Origin of the sequence: Kribbella orskensis (assembly GCF_004342085.1) — a bacterium.
Classification (GTDB): Bacteria; Actinomycetota; Actinomycetes; order Propionibacteriales; family Kribbellaceae; genus Kribbella; species Kribbella orskensis.
Genome location: NZ_SLWM01000002.1, coordinates 107523 through 122645 on the forward strand (window position 1 = coordinate 107523; position 15123 = coordinate 122645).

Annotated in this window: 11 protein-coding genes; 6 read left to right on the forward strand and 5 right to left on the reverse strand. The window is 68.9% G+C overall.

Annotation, left to right across the window (positions count from 1 at the left end; genetic code table 11):
- Window positions 1–155: 155 nt before the first annotated feature.
- Together rpsA and EV644_RS05635 are read right to left on the reverse strand one after the other, a co-directional pair.
- A complete protein-coding gene (gene rpsA / locus EV644_RS05630; RefSeq protein ID WP_132188227.1) occupies window positions 156–1634 on the reverse strand; it encodes a 30S ribosomal protein S1 in 1479 nt (492 codons plus the stop codon).
- Window positions 1635–1884: 250 nt separating this feature from the next.
- Window positions 1885–2793, reverse strand: a complete 909-nt coding sequence (locus EV644_RS05635) for a phosphotransferase family protein (protein ID WP_132188226.1) — start codon at window positions 2791–2793, stop codon at window positions 1885–1887.
- A 112-nt stretch (window positions 2794–2905) separates the two neighbouring features.
- On the opposite strand from EV644_RS05635, the gene EV644_RS05640 reads away from it, so the two are divergent.
- The 3 genes from EV644_RS05640 to EV644_RS05650 are packed head-to-tail and all read left to right on the forward strand — an operon-like array spanning window position 2906 to window position 4827.
- On the forward strand, window positions 2906–3472 hold the full coding sequence (locus tag EV644_RS05640) for a TetR/AcrR family transcriptional regulator (protein ID WP_132188225.1): 567 nt from the start codon (window positions 2906–2908) through the stop codon (window positions 3470–3472).
- Window positions 3472–4026: an SRPBCC domain-containing protein gene (locus tag EV644_RS05645; RefSeq protein WP_132188224.1), complete on the forward strand. Its 555-nt coding sequence runs from the start codon at window positions 3472–3474 to the stop codon at window positions 4024–4026. The genes EV644_RS05640 and EV644_RS05645 overlap by 1 nt, the downstream gene beginning before the upstream one ends.
- Window positions 4027–4035: 9 nt before the next feature.
- The gene (locus EV644_RS05650) at window positions 4036–4827 is read left to right on the forward strand and encodes a class I SAM-dependent methyltransferase (protein ID WP_241998035.1); all 792 of its coding nucleotides are present in this window, start codon (window positions 4036–4038) and stop codon (window positions 4825–4827) included.
- Between the two features lie 40 nt (window positions 4828–4867).
- Here the strand turns inward: EV644_RS05650 and pgfA are convergent, their stop codons facing one another.
- Window positions 4868–5977 (reverse strand): cell envelope lipid trafficking protein PgfA, encoded by a 1110-nt coding sequence (gene pgfA / locus EV644_RS05655; RefSeq protein WP_132188223.1) that lies wholly within the window; start codon window positions 5975–5977, stop codon window positions 4868–4870.
- Between the two features lie 112 nt (window positions 5978–6089).
- Between pgfA and EV644_RS05660 the strand changes: the two genes are divergently transcribed.
- Together EV644_RS05660 and EV644_RS05665 are read left to right on the forward strand one after the other, a co-directional pair.
- On the forward strand, window positions 6090–7901 hold the full coding sequence (locus EV644_RS05660) for a hypothetical protein (RefSeq protein WP_132188222.1): 1812 nt from the start codon (window positions 6090–6092) through the stop codon (window positions 7899–7901).
- A complete protein-coding gene (locus tag EV644_RS05665) occupies window positions 7898–9121 on the forward strand; it encodes an acyltransferase family protein (protein ID WP_132188221.1) in 1224 nt (407 codons plus the stop codon). The genes EV644_RS05660 and EV644_RS05665 overlap by 4 nt, the downstream gene beginning before the upstream one ends.
- On the opposite strand, the gene EV644_RS05670 is transcribed toward EV644_RS05665, so the two are convergent.
- Both EV644_RS05670 and EV644_RS05675 read right to left on the reverse strand, forming a co-directional pair.
- Window positions 9010–13074: an alpha-(1->3)-arabinofuranosyltransferase gene (locus EV644_RS05670; protein ID WP_132188220.1), complete on the reverse strand. Its 4065-nt coding sequence runs from the start codon at window positions 13072–13074 to the stop codon at window positions 9010–9012. The two genes, EV644_RS05665 and EV644_RS05670, sit on opposite strands and share 112 nt — an antisense overlap.
- Window positions 13071–13829, reverse strand: coding sequence for a class I SAM-dependent methyltransferase (locus tag EV644_RS05675; RefSeq protein WP_241998034.1), 759 nt, complete (start codon window positions 13827–13829; stop codon window positions 13071–13073). Before EV644_RS05675 ends, EV644_RS05670 begins: the two co-directional genes overlap by 4 nt.
- Window positions 13830–13936: 107 nt before the next feature.
- On the opposite strand from EV644_RS05675, the gene EV644_RS05680 reads away from it, so the two are divergent.
- Window positions 13937–15100, forward strand: coding sequence for a glycosyltransferase family 4 protein (locus EV644_RS05680; RefSeq protein WP_241998092.1), 1164 nt, complete (start codon window positions 13937–13939; stop codon window positions 15098–15100).
- The last annotated feature ends 23 nt before the right edge of the window (window positions 15101–15123 follow it).

A 15123-nucleotide genomic window follows, 5' to 3' on the forward strand; every position in this document is an offset into this window, starting at 1 on the left:
GTCCTCCGCACCCGCCAGATCCCTTCGGATCGCGACCACCCCGCACCCAGTCGAGCCGCTACCCAGGAGGGGCGATGCGGGCGTAGTACGGGCGAGACCCCCGCACCCAGTACGGGGGTGCGGGGGTCTCGGGTCCTGCTGGTACTGCGGGTGGATCAGCCCTGGCCGGTGAGCTTCTCGCGGAGGGCCTGCAGGGCCTCGTCGGAAGCGAGCGCACCCTCGACGGGAGCGTCGTCCTTCGGGGCGGCGGCGGAGGAGTACGTGGACGCCTCGCCTGCCTCGACGTCGGCCGTCTTGGCGTCTTCGATCTGCTTCTTGTGGGCCTCCCAGCGCGCGTGGGCCTCGGCGTACTGCCGCTCCCACTCCTCGCGCTGCTTGTCGAAGCCCTCGAGCCACTCGCCCGTCTCCGGGTCGAAGCCGTCGGGGTAGACGTAGTTGCCCTGCTCGTCGTACGTCGCCGCCATGCCGTACAGCGTGGGGTCGAAGTCGTCGGAGACCGGGTCCAGCCCCTCGTTGGCCTGCTTCAGCGACAGCGAGATCCGGCGACGCTCGAGGTCGATGTCGATGATCTTGACCATCGTGTCGTCGTTGACCTGGACGACCTGCTCCGGGATCTCGACGTGACGCTCGGCCAGCTCGGAGATGTGCACCAGACCCTCGATGCCCTCCTCGACGCGGACGAACGCACCGAACGGAACCAGCTTGGTGACCTTGCCGGGCACGATCTGGCCCATCTGGTGGGTCCGGGCGAACTGCTGCCACGGGTCTTCCTGGGTCGCCTTCAGCGACAGCGAGACGCGCTCGCGGTCCATGTCGACGTCCAGCACCTCGACGGTGACCTCCTGGCCGACCTCGACGACCTCGGTCGGGTGGTCGATGTGCTTCCAGGACAGCTCGGAGACGTGCACCAGACCGTCGACGCCACCCAGGTCCACGAACGCACCGAAGTTGACGATCGAGGAGACGACACCCTTGCGGATCTGGCCCTTCTGCAGCTGGGTGAGGAAGTTCATCCGCACCTCGGACTGCGTCTGCTCCAGCCACGCACGGCGCGACAGGACCACGTTGTTGCGGTTCTTGTCGAGCTCGATGATCTTGGCCTCGATCTCCTGGCCGACGTACGGCTGGAGGTCGCGGACCCGGCGCATCTCGACCAGCGAGGCCGGCAGGAAGCCACGGAGGCCGATGTCCAGGATGAGTCCACCCTTGACGACCTCGATGACGGTGCCGGTGACGACGCCGTCCTCTTCCTTGATCTTCTCGATCGTGCCCCACGCCTTCTCGTACTGAGCGCGCTTCTTGGACAGGATCAGACGGCCTTCCTTGTCCTCCTTCTGGAGAACCAGGGCCTCGACGTGATCTCCGACGTTGACGACCTCGTTCGGGTCGACGTCGTGCTTGATCGACAGCTCGCGCGAGGGGATGACGCCTTCGGTCTTGTAACCGATGTCGAGGAGAACCTCGTCCCGGTCGACCTTGACGATGGTGCCCTCGACGATGTCGCCGTCGTTGAAGTACTTGATGGTCTGATCGATCGCCGCGAGGAAGTCTTCCTCCGACCCGATGTCATTGACCGCTACCTGCGGGGTGGTGCGTACTGCGGGGTCGAGAGGTGCCTCGATGCTGGCCGTCATGTGGTGGGTTGCTCCGTGGGCTGATGGTGTCGTACGGGTGCGCAAGGACCGTTGGATCGCACCCAACCGCTGGATTGCCTGAACAGGACAGATTCACCACCGACTGCTTGCGAGCACGAGCCTGCTCCGTCCGAGGTCGCGCGGGCCCATAGCGCATCTCACAGAATACGTGTACCGACTCGGGCACGGCAACCCGGGGCACCCGGTCCGAACCGGGCGCCCGCCGAGGTCTCCCGACGTATCACTGCACTCAATGTACGGCGTCCAGGTCGGGCCGGCCGCCCGCGAGGTCCCCCGTGTCGGCGATCCGGGTGATCAGGGCGTGCGCGGCGATCGCCACCGGGTTCGCCGGCCGCCGGGCCGCGAGGTCGATCAGGGCCCACAGATCCGCCCCGCGCCCCCGCTCCTCGAGCCGGTCCCCGAGGTCCGGACCGGTCTCCCGTACGACGCTGAGCACCGCCCTCCCGAGCACCGGATCCGCACAGAAGCGGAGCAGGTTCCCCAGGTCCGTGTACGGCGATCCGGCGTGCGCGAACTCCCAGTCGACCAGTCCGGTGATATCAGCCGAGTCCGGGTCGACCAGCAGGTTCTTCGGGTTGAAGTCGCTGTGCACCAGGCAGATCCGGTCCACCCCGGTGTCGGCGAGGTCCTCCGCCCGGTCCAGCACGGAGTACAGGCTTTCCACCTGGTCGCGGGTGAGTCCCAGGTCCTCGACGTATCGGTCGAGCCACTGGGTCAGGCCGCCCGCGCCGAACGACTCGATCACCAGGTCACGGCCGACGAACTCCCCGAAGGTGAGGAAGGGCATCCCGCTGAGCCGGACGAGCAGTTCGCCCAACTGCTCCCCCACCTTCTGGCGCTCCTTGTCCCCGGCGGTGTCGAGATACGTCTGCAGGTTGACCCCGGGCAGCCGCTCGGTCAGTACATATGGAGGCGCCCCGTCGCCGGCCGGGTCGGGCATCGCGTCCAGCACTCGCGGCACCGGGAGAAGTCCCCGGCCAAGCCTCAGCAACGAGACGTCGACAGCCGCGCGCTCCGGGTGCCGGGCGTAGAGCCGGAGTACGGCGTCCTCCCCGGCCGCGCTCACGGCGTAGGTCTCCCCGCCGTAGCCGCCGGTGAGCGGTACCGCGCTGGCAGCGAGGGCCTCGAAGTCATCCATGCCGCCGCATCCTTCCGCACGTCGCCGACAACCATTTCCGCTACCTCAGTTGCGTAAATCGAACCGCAGTCTTAAGCTCATTACGAAACCGAGGTAGCGGAAATGAGGAGCGATGGTCGGGCGAGGAAGACCGCGGGACGCCGGCGTCGAGCAGCGGGTGCTGGCCGCCGCGCTCAACGAGATCCGGCAAGGCGGGTACGCCGGACTCTCGGTCGAACGGGTCGCCGAGCAGGCGGGAGTCGCGAAGACGACGCTCTACCGCCGGTGGCCCAGCAAAGCCGAGCTGGTGGTCGCGCTGATCATCAGCCTGCGGGAGGACGTCCCGTTCGAGCCGACCGACGACCCACGCCGCGACCTCACCGGACTCGTCACCGCGATCGCGACCAACCTCGCCTCCACTCCGCCCGCCCTGATCGCGGACCTGGCCGCGGCCGCCGCCCGCGAACCGCGCGTCGGCGAGAGCGTCAGAGCCCTCTGGGCCGAACGCCATCGCGCGGTGACCGCTGTCGTCGCGAAGGCCCAGGACGCGGGCCTCGTCCTCGACCACGTCTCCCCCGCGGTTCTGGTCGACCAACTGGTCGGCCCGCTGTACTACCGGCTCCTCGTCACCGGCGAGCCGCTCACCACCGACTACGCGAGGAAGCTCATCCGCAGCGTCCTCGGCCCCGAGGAGTCCTGATGACCACCGCCACCGCCACCGCCACCAAGAACAAGAAGAGCCCGGTACGCCGTCGGGTGCTCGCCGGCGTCGGCGCCTTCGCCGTCCTGCTCGCCGGGTACTGCGTCTACGCGATCGCCCACACCACCGTGCTCCACACGGAGATCGAGATCGACGCGACGCCTGACGAGGTCTGGCGGGTGCTCGCCGACCGCGACGCCTATCCCGAGTGGAACCCGTTCCTCGTGTCGTCGACGGGTGAGCTGAAGGTCGGCGCGAGGATCACGAACGTGCTCAAGGACACGAACGGCAAGGAGACGACCTTCAGGCCGGAGTTGCTCGCGGTCGAGCCGGGCAAGGAACTGCGCTGGATCGGCCGGGTCGGTTTCGGCGGCATCTTCGACGGCGAGCACTCGTTCCGGATCGAGCCTCTCGACGGCGGCCGCTCGAAGCTGATCCAGGAGGAGAGGTTCAACGGCGTCGCCGTCCCGTTCACGGTCGGCATGCTGAACGACACGATCAAGCCCCAGTTCGACGCGATGAACCACGCCCTCGCGGAACGCGCCGCCGGTTAGGGTGATGCGGTGGTGGAGCCGCGGCGGGTGGAGTTGAGCGAGCCGGAGACCTCGAGGGCCAGCCGGACCTACTGGGACTCGGCCGCCGATGAGTACCTCGAGGAGCACGGCGCGTTCCTCGGCGACGACAAGTTCATCTGGTGCCCCGAGGGCGTGGACGAGGCAACCGCGCAACTCCTCGGCCCGGTCCGCGGCAAGCGCATCCTCGAGGTCGGCTGTGGTGCCGCCCAGTGCTCCCGATGGCTCGTCGGCCAAGGTGCGAACACGGTTGGCTTCGACATCTCCGTCGAACAACTCCGCATCGCGCACGAGCTCGACCGCCGCACGGGCACCGCAGTACGGACTGTTGCCGCCGATGCGATGGCCGTTCCGTTCAAGGACGGCGCCTTCGACATCGTGTGCTCGGCGTTCGGCGCGCTGCCGTTCGTCGCGGACGCGGAAGCGGCACTCCGGGAGATCGCCCGGACCCTGAAACCCGGCGGGCTACTCGTGTTCTCGGTGACGCACCCGATCCGGTGGAGCATGCCGGACGACCCGACACCGGCCGGCCTGCGGATCACCCAGTCGTACTTCGATCGCACGCCGTACGTCGAGGTGGACGACCACGGCACCGCGATCTACGCCGAACACCATCGCACCACCGGCGACTGGGTCCGAGCGCTCACCGGCGCCGGCCTGGTCATCGACGATCTGCTCGAACCCGAATGGCCGGCCGGCCACGACCAGGTCTGGGGCGGCTGGGGACCAGACCGCGGCCGCCTGGTCCCAGGCACCGCGATCTGGTCGGCCCACAAGCCCTGAACCGTCACAAACCCTGAGGGCCCACAGACCCTGAACGAGGTCAGACGGATTCCGCCGGCTCCGAAGTGTCCGGCTCGGCGGTCTGCCGCGGACGGACCTGGAAGAACACGACCACGGCCAGCAGCAGCAGTCCGATGATCAGCGAGACGAGCGGCACCCAGAAGCCGATCGCGTGCAACTGCGCGGCCTTCGCCTTGTAGCCGCCCTCGTCGACACCGTTCTCCTTGGCGCCCTCGACGTTCTTCTTCACCGTGTCCGCGTCGTACTCGATCTGCACCTGGGTCGCGGTGACCTTCGCCTCGCCGTTGTAGCTGAGCGAGGCGAGCTGCTGCTCCCGGCCCTTGATGATCGCGCCGGTGACCGGCTCGATCCACAGCGTCCGGGTGTTCTGGTAGCTGCGCTGCACCTCGACCGAGTCCATCCCGGGTTCACCGACAAGGTTGCCCGGCACCTTCAGCGGCGTGGCGAGCGGCAGGTCCTGCTTCGGCACGTCCTGCTCGAAGCGGTACACGGTGAGACCGTTGAGCTTGGTCTCCTCCTTGAAGTCGATCGGGTACGCCTTGCGCGTGGTGGTGTCCCAGAACTGGTACCGCTTCTTCTCGGTGCCGAACGGGAACTTCAGCACCAGGCCCTCGTGGCCCTTGAAGAACGGGCTGTCCTGCTTGGGCGTCAGCCGGTCCTCCTTCTTCAGCGTGGTGGTGATGTACTCCCCGCTGTTGTCCTTCGAGGCGTCCGGGTTCCAGCGCACCGCCTCGCCCGTGGTGGCGTCCAGCACGACCCGCTCCTGGACGAAGCTCAGTGGCGCCTTGTCGGTCTCACTGGCCGACTCGGGGAACTGGTAGTCCTTCTCCGTGTCCGTCACGACGGCGGTGTCGAACACCACCACCTTGCGATCCAGTGCCTTGCTGATCTTCTCGGCCGCGACCACGTCGCCCCGGACGGTCCGGCGCGAGTACAGGTCGACGTTCTTCTTCTCCGCCAGGTCCGCCACGCTGAAGATGGTGGCGTCCTTGCCCACCGACACCGTGTGCGCGACCTGGTCGGCAGGTGCGACGGCGAGCGTCGGATACGCGTAGAACTTCGCCAGCGCGGCAACGCCGACGAAGAAGATGCCCAGCGCGATCACCAGTGCACGACTGCGATTCCCCACAACAACCCCTCCCGGTCTGTCCGCGGGAGGCTACCAGCGAGTAGTGACACTTGAACAGAGACCGGGGCTACCAAAATCCGGCAGTGGCCGAACTGACATATAGTCCGCCTCCATGAGGGGGATCTGGCGTACCGTCGCGCTGCTTCGCCGACCGCCGGACCAGGCCGTACTGCGAGGCGTGGTGGTCGCCGTCGCCGTCGTGCAGGCTGGGGTGCTCGGCCTGCTGGCGCGACGTGGTTATTGGCTCAGCGACGACCTCGACTTCCTCGTGCAGGGCAGCCGTGGCTTCGCGCCGCGCGAGCTGCTGACCCCGGTGAACGACCACATCGCGCCGGGTCTGCGCTTCGTGTACGCCGGCTTCGCCGAGCTGGCTCCGCTGAACTGGGACGTGACCATCGCGTGGCGGATGATCATGCAGGCCTTGGCGATCACGCTGATGGGCCTCCTGCTGCTCAGGCTTCTCGGCTCCAGCTGGTGGGTCGTCACCGGAACTCTCCTCTACGCGTTGACCCCGCTGAGCATGCCCTCGTTCATGTCGTTGTCCAGCGGCGTGAACAACCTGCCCGCCCACGTCTTCGGCCTGTTGCTGCTGCACGCGACCCTCGACTGGTACTCCGGCCGCCGGCTCCGGGCGATTGCCTACGGCCCCCTTTCGTTGCTGATCTCCTTGGCCTGCTGGGAGAAGTCGGCCCTCATCCTCGTCACTGTCGTCGCCCTGGCGCTCTATCAGCGGACTGAGCCGCTCGGGCCGTGGTTGCGCCGGACGCTGCCGTACGCGGCCGCGCTACTGATGCCAGTAGTTGCCTTTGGCATCGTTTATCTGCAGCACGGCAATCCGTCGGCGGGCCGGCTACCGGAACCGCGGCAGCTGCTCGACCTGGCCGGCCGCGCGTTCGCCGTACCGCTGGGTGCGCTGGTCGGTGGACCGTGGGAGTGGAACGCTTTCGGCACCCCGATGGGCCTGGCGACGCCGCCGGCGGCGGCCTCGGTTCTCGGTGGGCTTGTCGCGGCCTTCCTGCTGCTGACCGCCTGGCGCCGAGATCGGCGAGCTCTGCTGCTGTGGGGATCGGTCGTCGCCTACGTGCTGGTGACCCTGCTGCTGGTGTCCTACGGGCGGTTCAGGTTGTTCGGCGGCATCTTCACCGCGCACTACCACTACTGGTCGGACCTCTCGATCCCGCTGACGTTGGCCGTGGTGCTGACGGCGACCTCCATCCGGCCGCGCATCGTCTTCGCCCGCTTCGTGCCGGTGGCAGCGCTGTGTTGCCTGGTCGCCTGGTTCGCCGGGACTCTGGTGACAGACACCGGCTTCGCCGAGCAGTGGGCCAAGAACCCCGCCAAGCCGTACTTCGCGACCGTCCGGGGCGAGCTCGATCGGTATGGGCCGACGGCGAACCTGTGGGACACCACGATGCCACCGACGATCGTCAGCCTGCTGTCGCCCGACATCCGGCTCTCATCGGTGCTGCGGCTGACCGGCATCCCGTTCCAGTCACAGGCACCCGGCAGCGAGCCGTCCATCGTGGATGACACCGGCCGGTTCCGGCCGGCGACCCTGACTGTCTGGTCGCAGGCCGAACCACCAAAGACCGGCAACACCATCTGCGATCTGCTCGTGCGGGGGACGGAACCCGTGACGCTGCCGCTGCGGTCCACCCCGACCGAAGCTGCCACCGGCAACTGGTACGCCGAGATCAGCTACTTCTCCAACCGGGAGAACCACCTAGTGGTCGAACTGCTCGACGACAACGGCTCCGTCGCCGCGATGCCGGCCGTCACCTGGCCGGCCGCCTTGCCGGGCGACATGTACCTCGGTCCGTCGGACCACATCCGTGCCACCGCGGTGCGGCTGCGTTCGACGGATCCGGGGACGAACCTCTGCGTGGGCCACATCGAGGTCGGACTGCCGGAGGTGAGCAGGTGAGACGAACCAGGTTCCCGGCCCTCGACGGCCTGCGCGCGGTCGGCGCACTCGCGGTCCTCGGCACGCACATCGGCTTCCACAGCGGTGACGCGTTGCACGGCCCGTTCTCGGGGCTGCTGGCCCGGTTGGACGTCGGAGTGGCGATCTTCTTCGCGATCTCCGGGTTCCTGCTCTACCGGCCCTGGGTGGTCGCCTGGTTCGAGGAGACCGAGCCGCCCCTCGTCCTGCCGTACCTGCGCAATCGCGCCCTGCGGATCCTGCCCGCCCTGTGGGTCGTCGTACTGCTCGCCGGTCTCGTCGTACCGCACGACCGGGCAGTGTCGTGGGTGGTGTACCTGCGGCATGCCACGCTGACCCAGATCTACGCGCACGATCCACCTGCGGACGGGCTCACCCAGCTGTGGAGCCTGGCAACGGAGGTCGTGTTCTACCTGTTGCTGCCGATCCTGGCGAAGCTGTTGACCGGCTACGAGCGCCCGACTCGGCGCGGTGTGCGATGGCGGCTCGCTGTCCTCGCAACGTTCACGCTGCTCGGCCCGGCCTGGATGGCCGGAGTCAACGCCGGCAAGCATGCGATCGCCGGGCTCTGGTTGCCCGGTTACCTCGGCTGGTTCGCAGTCGGTATGGCCCTCGCCCTGTGGCAGGTGGCTCGCAGCAGTGGGCGGCTCGGCCCGTCAGCGCTCGACACGTTGACCAAGCTGCCAGGCACGGTCTGGGCCGCCGCAGTCGCACTCCTCGTGATCGCGAGTACCCCGGTAGCCGGTCCGTTCAGCCTGATAGCGCCGACTCCTGGGCAGGCCTTCACGAAGAGCCTTCTTTACACGGCGATCGCCGCGTGCGTGATCTTGCCCGCGGTCACCCCGACGGCCAGGACGGCCAAGGTCCTGGGTGGACGGGTCGGCCACATCGCCGGAGACATCTCGTACGGCGTGTTCCTCTACCACCTGATCGTGCTCAGCCTGGTCGAGCGACTGATCGGCTTCGAGCTGTTCCACGGCCAGCTCGCGCTCTTGTTCTTCTCGACCCTGGCCGGGTCAGCCGCTCTCGCGGCCGTGAGCTACTACTGCCTGGAGCGGCCGATCATGCGCCGGGGCCGACGGGACAGGAGCTACGACGTCTCGCCGGTAGGCCTGGACAAGAGGGCCAGCGCGCAGCCGAACAGGACAGACGCCTGGACGACACCCGAGGTCAGGCCTGCTCCCCCGGCCGGCCAGGGCTGAACCACTGCGACCAGGGTCCCCGCCAGAACCGCGCCGGCCGTCACCGCGAGCATCGCGATCCGTCGGTCGGACAGGAACCACGAGCACGCTGCTGCGAGCATGACCGCTCCCAGGCCGATCCAGCCGGACATGAACGTGCCTGCGGCCAGGCCGCACACCATCGCAACCCACGGCCTGACTCTGCGTGCCTCCCGGAGCCGGTGGCCCGAGTACCTTGATCCACGGCGGCAAAACACCGCCAGGGCGAGCACGGCCAGCATCGCGACAAGACCGACCAGTAGGCCAGCCCGGTACGTACGGTCGGGCATGAACCGCGCAGTGACGACCTGCTCCGCTCCGGCAGGCAGCAGCCAGCCTTGTTGCCAGCCGCCGATCCGGATCGGCGCCAGCTTGTGCCCGGTGCCGTCGTACGCCACCCAGCCGTCGCTGTAGTTCTGGGCGACTGTCAGCACAGACTGCTCCTCGGCAGCCGGCACTTCGATGGTCAGCTCGGCGGGGTTGGGTCGCCAGACCTCCACGTTCTTCACCGGCGTGACAGCCGCCCTGGCTAGACCTGCCCTGGTCAGCGTGAGCGCCACCGGCACGAAGCCGCCTCCAGCCAGCGCATCGACGTTGTGCCGCCCGGCCTGCACGGGAACCGCTGTGTGCTCCCCGCAGGTTGTGAACGTCACCGGTCGACGCTGCAGGACGTCTCGCACGGTTGCCTTCACCTCGGTGTCAGCCGGGACGCCGTCCACTCGCAAAGCCGGGCCGAACCCGCAGTACGCGCCGGTGCGGGCGTCCGGATCCAACGCTCTCCGCAGGTCGTCCGCACCCAGGACCCGGATCTCGGAGACGCCGACCGGCGCGGTCCGGGCAGCCCCGCTGGCCGAGTCGAAGTCGATCAGCGGCTTGGCCGATGTGAAGACGACCTCGATCGACCTGGCCGCACGGGCGGGGAACCTGACATATCCTTCCGGGTCCACCGTGAGCTCCGCCGGAGCGGCACCGTCTAGCCGGACCGAGACGTTGGCGGGCTGGGACGCGGCCAGGTAGGGATCGGTGAGGAACTGCAACCCCTGAACTTTCCTTGCCCGAGGCAACCTCAGGGTCAGTCGCGGTCGCAGGTCGGTGCTGTTCGCGACCCAGCCCGTGCCGAGATCGCGGTCCACCGCGGTACCGGGACGACCCTCCGGCGCGGCCACGGCGCGGGACGAAGCGGAGGCAGTGATGGCGCCTGGCGTGGCGAGCAGCCGGTCGAGTGCGGTCCCGTCCTTGGGAAGCGCGGTGCCCTGGAGCCGGTAGGACGCCGCCCCGGGCAGGTCCACACTGCGCAGGAGGCCCGTCGGTTCCTCGGAGTCCGAGGCGGTCGCCTGCCGGCACAACGGCCGGGTGTCCACGTGCAGGCAGGCCGATCGTCCGATCTCCTGGTTCCTGAACACCAGCGCGTCCGGCTGACGGGCCAGCCCCGACGGCACCGCCAGCCGGCTGACCGGGGTGAGACCGGGCACGGTCAACTCGGCGATCGACACCCCGTTCGGATTCTTGCCATCCGTCACACCGACGCGGATCCGCAGTCGTTTGGTGCGACCGGGCGGCGTGGGGATGTGCTGCGCCTTGTTCGTGCCGACCACCAGGGTCGTCAACGAGCCGGCATCGGTCTCCACCTCCAGCGTCCGTACCGGCTCGGTGGTCGGCGCCGCCAGCGAGAACTGGATCTTCAGACCCTCCACCGAGCGCTGCGCCGAGAAGCTGAGCTCGAGCCACTCGCCACTGCTGCGGCCGAACGTGCCCGAGATCCACCGGCTCGACGGGTCACCGTCGACGGCCGCGAACGGGCCGTTGCCCGGGCCGGTCCACAGCGTGGCGTTGGCGTCGCCCGCGGACGACGACGCCCGTACGTCGACCAGTCCGTCGGCCCACGTCCTCGTAGTACTGGGCGCGGCCGGGTCGACGACGTACCCGAGAGCTCGTCTGCGCAGCGTGCCGGGATCGGAGCCGGTCAGCACGGCCGAATAGTTGTCCGCCGCCCGGCCGACGGAGACCTCGCGACGCTGCATGCCGTCCGTCTGGACCAATGGGAGGTCCTTGAAGCGGCCGGCGGCGTCCGAGCTCGTCACAGCCTCGCGGTCCCCACCCAGCGCGGTCAGGACACCCGGCACGTCCTCGGGAGCCCCGCGGACCTCCACCAACTGCGACTGCGGGACCAGGCGTGCCCCGGTCGTCGTGCCGACGTCGTAGATCTCCACGCTGGGGTACGGCAGCCGGGTACGCCCGTCGAGGGTCACCCCGGGTTGCTCCGTGGTGCTGCCCGTGAGCGGGCCGAACGAGGCCACCCGTTTGATGGCGGACTCGGCCAGGCTTTCATGGACCGCGAGAGTCGGACTGACCTGAGCGTCGTACCGGAGGTCGTTCCGCACGACGACGTACCGGACGCCTGCCCGCGCGAGGGTTTGCTGCAGGGTCCTGTCACCGACACCCGTACCGAGTCGGCGCTCCACCTCGTCCAGCCAACGCGTAGTACCGGCAGAGCCGAGCGGTACCGCGTCCCGCACGGCCATCGGGCGTTTCAGCAGAGCCTGGAAGGGCTCGTCCTTCGTCGAGCCCCAGGTGAAGTCCGCGAATGACGCAGCCGGTACGACGAGCACGCTGCCGCTCGTCTGCTGACTGTCGAGCCAGCGGGCCGCCTGACGCCAGTGCGCGGGGATCGCCTCGTATCCCTCGGTTCGCGGCAGCTGGGCGAAGAGCGCAGGCGTGGCCACCGACACGACGAGGAAGGCTGCCAGCACCGGCACGAGCCGGCGGTGAACACCGCGGGCCGTCGACCAGCTGGTCACGCGGGTGAGGGCGTGAGCCGCAGCGAGCATCAGCGGCAGGCGGACGACCAGCTCGAACTTGTGGGTGTTTCGCAAGGCTGCGAGCGGCCCGTCGAGCAGATCCTGCAGCTGTGGCGACAGCGGCGAGCTGACGTGCCCGAGCGTCACCAGGAGTAGGCCGACCACAAGCGACAACTGCAGGAAGCCACGGTGCTTGAGCGACCCCATCGCCAGGCCGGCCAGCCCGAGTAGCGCGACAGCGGCCGTCGTGAGGATCAGTGCCGGCTGCGTCACGAACAGCCAGCCCGCGGGCCAGCTCGGACCGCTGGCGGTGGTCAGGAAGTTCAGCCACTGCGACGTGCCGCGGAAAGACTCGAAGACGCTCGCCGTGCCGGTGGTGATGGCGGCGTTCTCGATCCAGTCGAGGAAGGGCGGGCTGTAGCGGCCGAGCAGCACCAGCGGCACCAACCACCAGAAGGACACCGCCACCACACAGCCGAGCCAGGCCACCGCAAGCTTCAGCGTCGGCTTGTCCAGCCGCCGGGTGGCGATCCAGAGCGCAGGAAGCACCAGCGTCGCACCGGTGGCCACTGCGTTCACTCCCCCGACCAAGGCGAAGGCAACAGCGGACCACCCCACCCGCCACCAACCGGAACGCGCCCGCGGAGTCACCAGTGGCAGCAGCACCCAGGGAGCCATCGCCAACGGCCAGACCTCGATCGACGTGATCGTCACCTCGCCGAGCATCCGCGGACTCAGCGCGTACAGCAGAGCGACCGTGAACCGCGCCCAAGGAGCGCCGTAGCCAAGAGCGCCACACAGCTTCCACACACCCAGGAAGGCCACACACATGACCAGCGACCACCACAGCCGCTGGGTGACCCAACCAGGCACGGACAGTGTGTCGAGGAACCAGTGGAACGGGCCCATCGGCAGCAGGTAGCCGTAGGCCTGGTTCTGCAGTTGCCCGAAGGCGCCCTGCGGATCCCACAGGTGCAGGGAGCGGGCCAGGAAGGCACCCGGTCCGGCGGTCAGGTCGAGCTTGGTGTCCGGCACGATCTTGCCGGGCGCCTGGTGGAAGCACAGGGCGATCAGGACGAGGCAGCCGAGCACCAGCCTCGTCCGCCAGACCACCCGCTCCTTGTCGGCCGTCTTCATCGGCGCCGGAGCACCAGGACGAGGTTCCAGGTCGCGAACTCCCGCACCCCGGGAACAGCCAGTACGCCGTACGCCCAGCGCGGGTGGTAGCGCGGCAGTGCGGCCACCAGGTCCGCATCGGCGCAGGCCCGGGCCCAGCGGAGTCCGCCGGCCACGGTGATCGGGAAGAGCGATTCGCCGAACTTGTTCTTCGGCGGGTGGCCCTGGCGTCGTTCGTACCGCCGGGCGGCTCGATGGCCGCCGAGGAAGTGCCAGGGGGCCGTCTCGTGACCACCGTGCAGGCCCCACCAGCCCGTGTACGACAGGAAGATCGTGCCGCCGGGCCGGGTGACGCGAACCAGCTCGTCAGCCATCAGCCAGGGATCGGGGACGTGCTCGAGCACGTTCGACGAGAAGCAGACGTCGACCTGGGCGTCCCCGACCGGCAGCGCCATCCCGCTGCCGAGGACCGTGCCTTCGACAGGTTCACCCCGGCCGCTGAGCTCGCCGAGGTCGGAGTCGATCGCGTAGTACGTCGCACCCGCCGCGCGGAAGGCGTCGGCGAAGTACCCGGGGCCGCCGCCGACGTCGAGCATCCGCGCACCGCGCAGGTCGACGTATTCGGAGAGCTGACCGACGGAGTCGTCCGCGAGCGTTCCGTAGAAGAGATCCGGGTCGGACTGCTCGACCCCGAACGCCTTGAACAAGCGCACGGCGCGGCCGACGTCGGCGGTCCACCGGACGGCGGATCGGGGACTCGGAATCGCAGCGGACACACGCGGACCCTAACTGATTTCGCGACCTCTGGCGGACATCGTTACTCCCTGGTAACCTCGCGGGCTTATCCCCGGGGGGCGGGCTAGCGGAGGGTGGGGCCTTGACGGTGCGCGAGCAGACCGTGCTGTTGCTGAACTGGCGGGACACGACGAACCCGGAAGGTGGTGGCTCCGAAAGGTACGTGGAGGAGGTCGCCAGAGGCCTTGCGGAACTGGGCTGGTCGGTCACCATACTGTGCGCGGCGTACCCGGGCAGTCCCCGGGAAGCCCGCCGTCACGGCGTCCGGTACCTCTACCGGGGCAGCAAGGTGACCGTGTACCTGCGCGGCCTGCTGCACACCTGGCTGCATCGCCCGGACCGCGTGGTCGACGTGCAGAACGGCCTCCCATTCTTTACCCGCCTCGTACGTCGTACCGGGGTGGTCGTGCTCGTGCACCACGTCCACCAGGAGCAGTGGCAGGTGGTGTACCCGGGCTGGAAGGGCCGACTCGGCTGGTGGCTCGAGTCCCGGGCCGCTCCTCGCCTGTACCGCGACTGCCGGTACGTGACGGTGTCCTCGGCCTCACGGGACGAACTGGTCGCGCTGGGAGTGAATGCCGCGCGCGTCGACGTAGTACACAACGGGACTGATCCGGCGCCGGCCCGGCAGACTCCGCGGGACGCGCGGCCGACAGTGGTGTGCGTGGGGCGGATCGTGCCGCACAAGCAGATCGAGCACGCGGTCGACGCGATCGCCGAAGCTCGCGAGGTACTGCCCGAGGCCCGGCTGGTGGTGGTCGGCTCTGGTTGGTGGGAGGACTCGTTGCGCGAGTACGTGGCCGAGCGAGGGCTGCAGGAGGCCGTGGAATTCCGGGGCCACGTGAGCGAGGCCGACAAGCACGCGGCGTACGACGAGGCGTGGGTGCTGGCTCTGCCGAGTCTCAAGGAGGGCTGGGGTCTCGTGGTGGGCGAGGCGGCCGGGCACGGCGTACCGACGATCGCCTACCGCAGTGCGGGCGGTCCGACCGAGTCGGTGCAGGACGGGCGCACCGGACTCCTGGTGGACGACCCGGCCGAGTTCCGTGCGGCCATCACCGAGCTGCTGCAGGACGAGGCGGTCCGCCGCCGGCTGTCTGCCGAGGCCCTGGCCTGCGCGGGCAACTTCAACTGGTCGACCACAGTGCGAGGCATGGACCGCGTGCTGACCGGCCAGGTGGTCGAGGTCGCGAATGGTCGCCGAGCAGCAGAGAAGCCGGCCCGCGCTGACGCCGGCCGGCCTCTCGAGATCTAGGCCCCCCCGGGGGCTGGTGATCC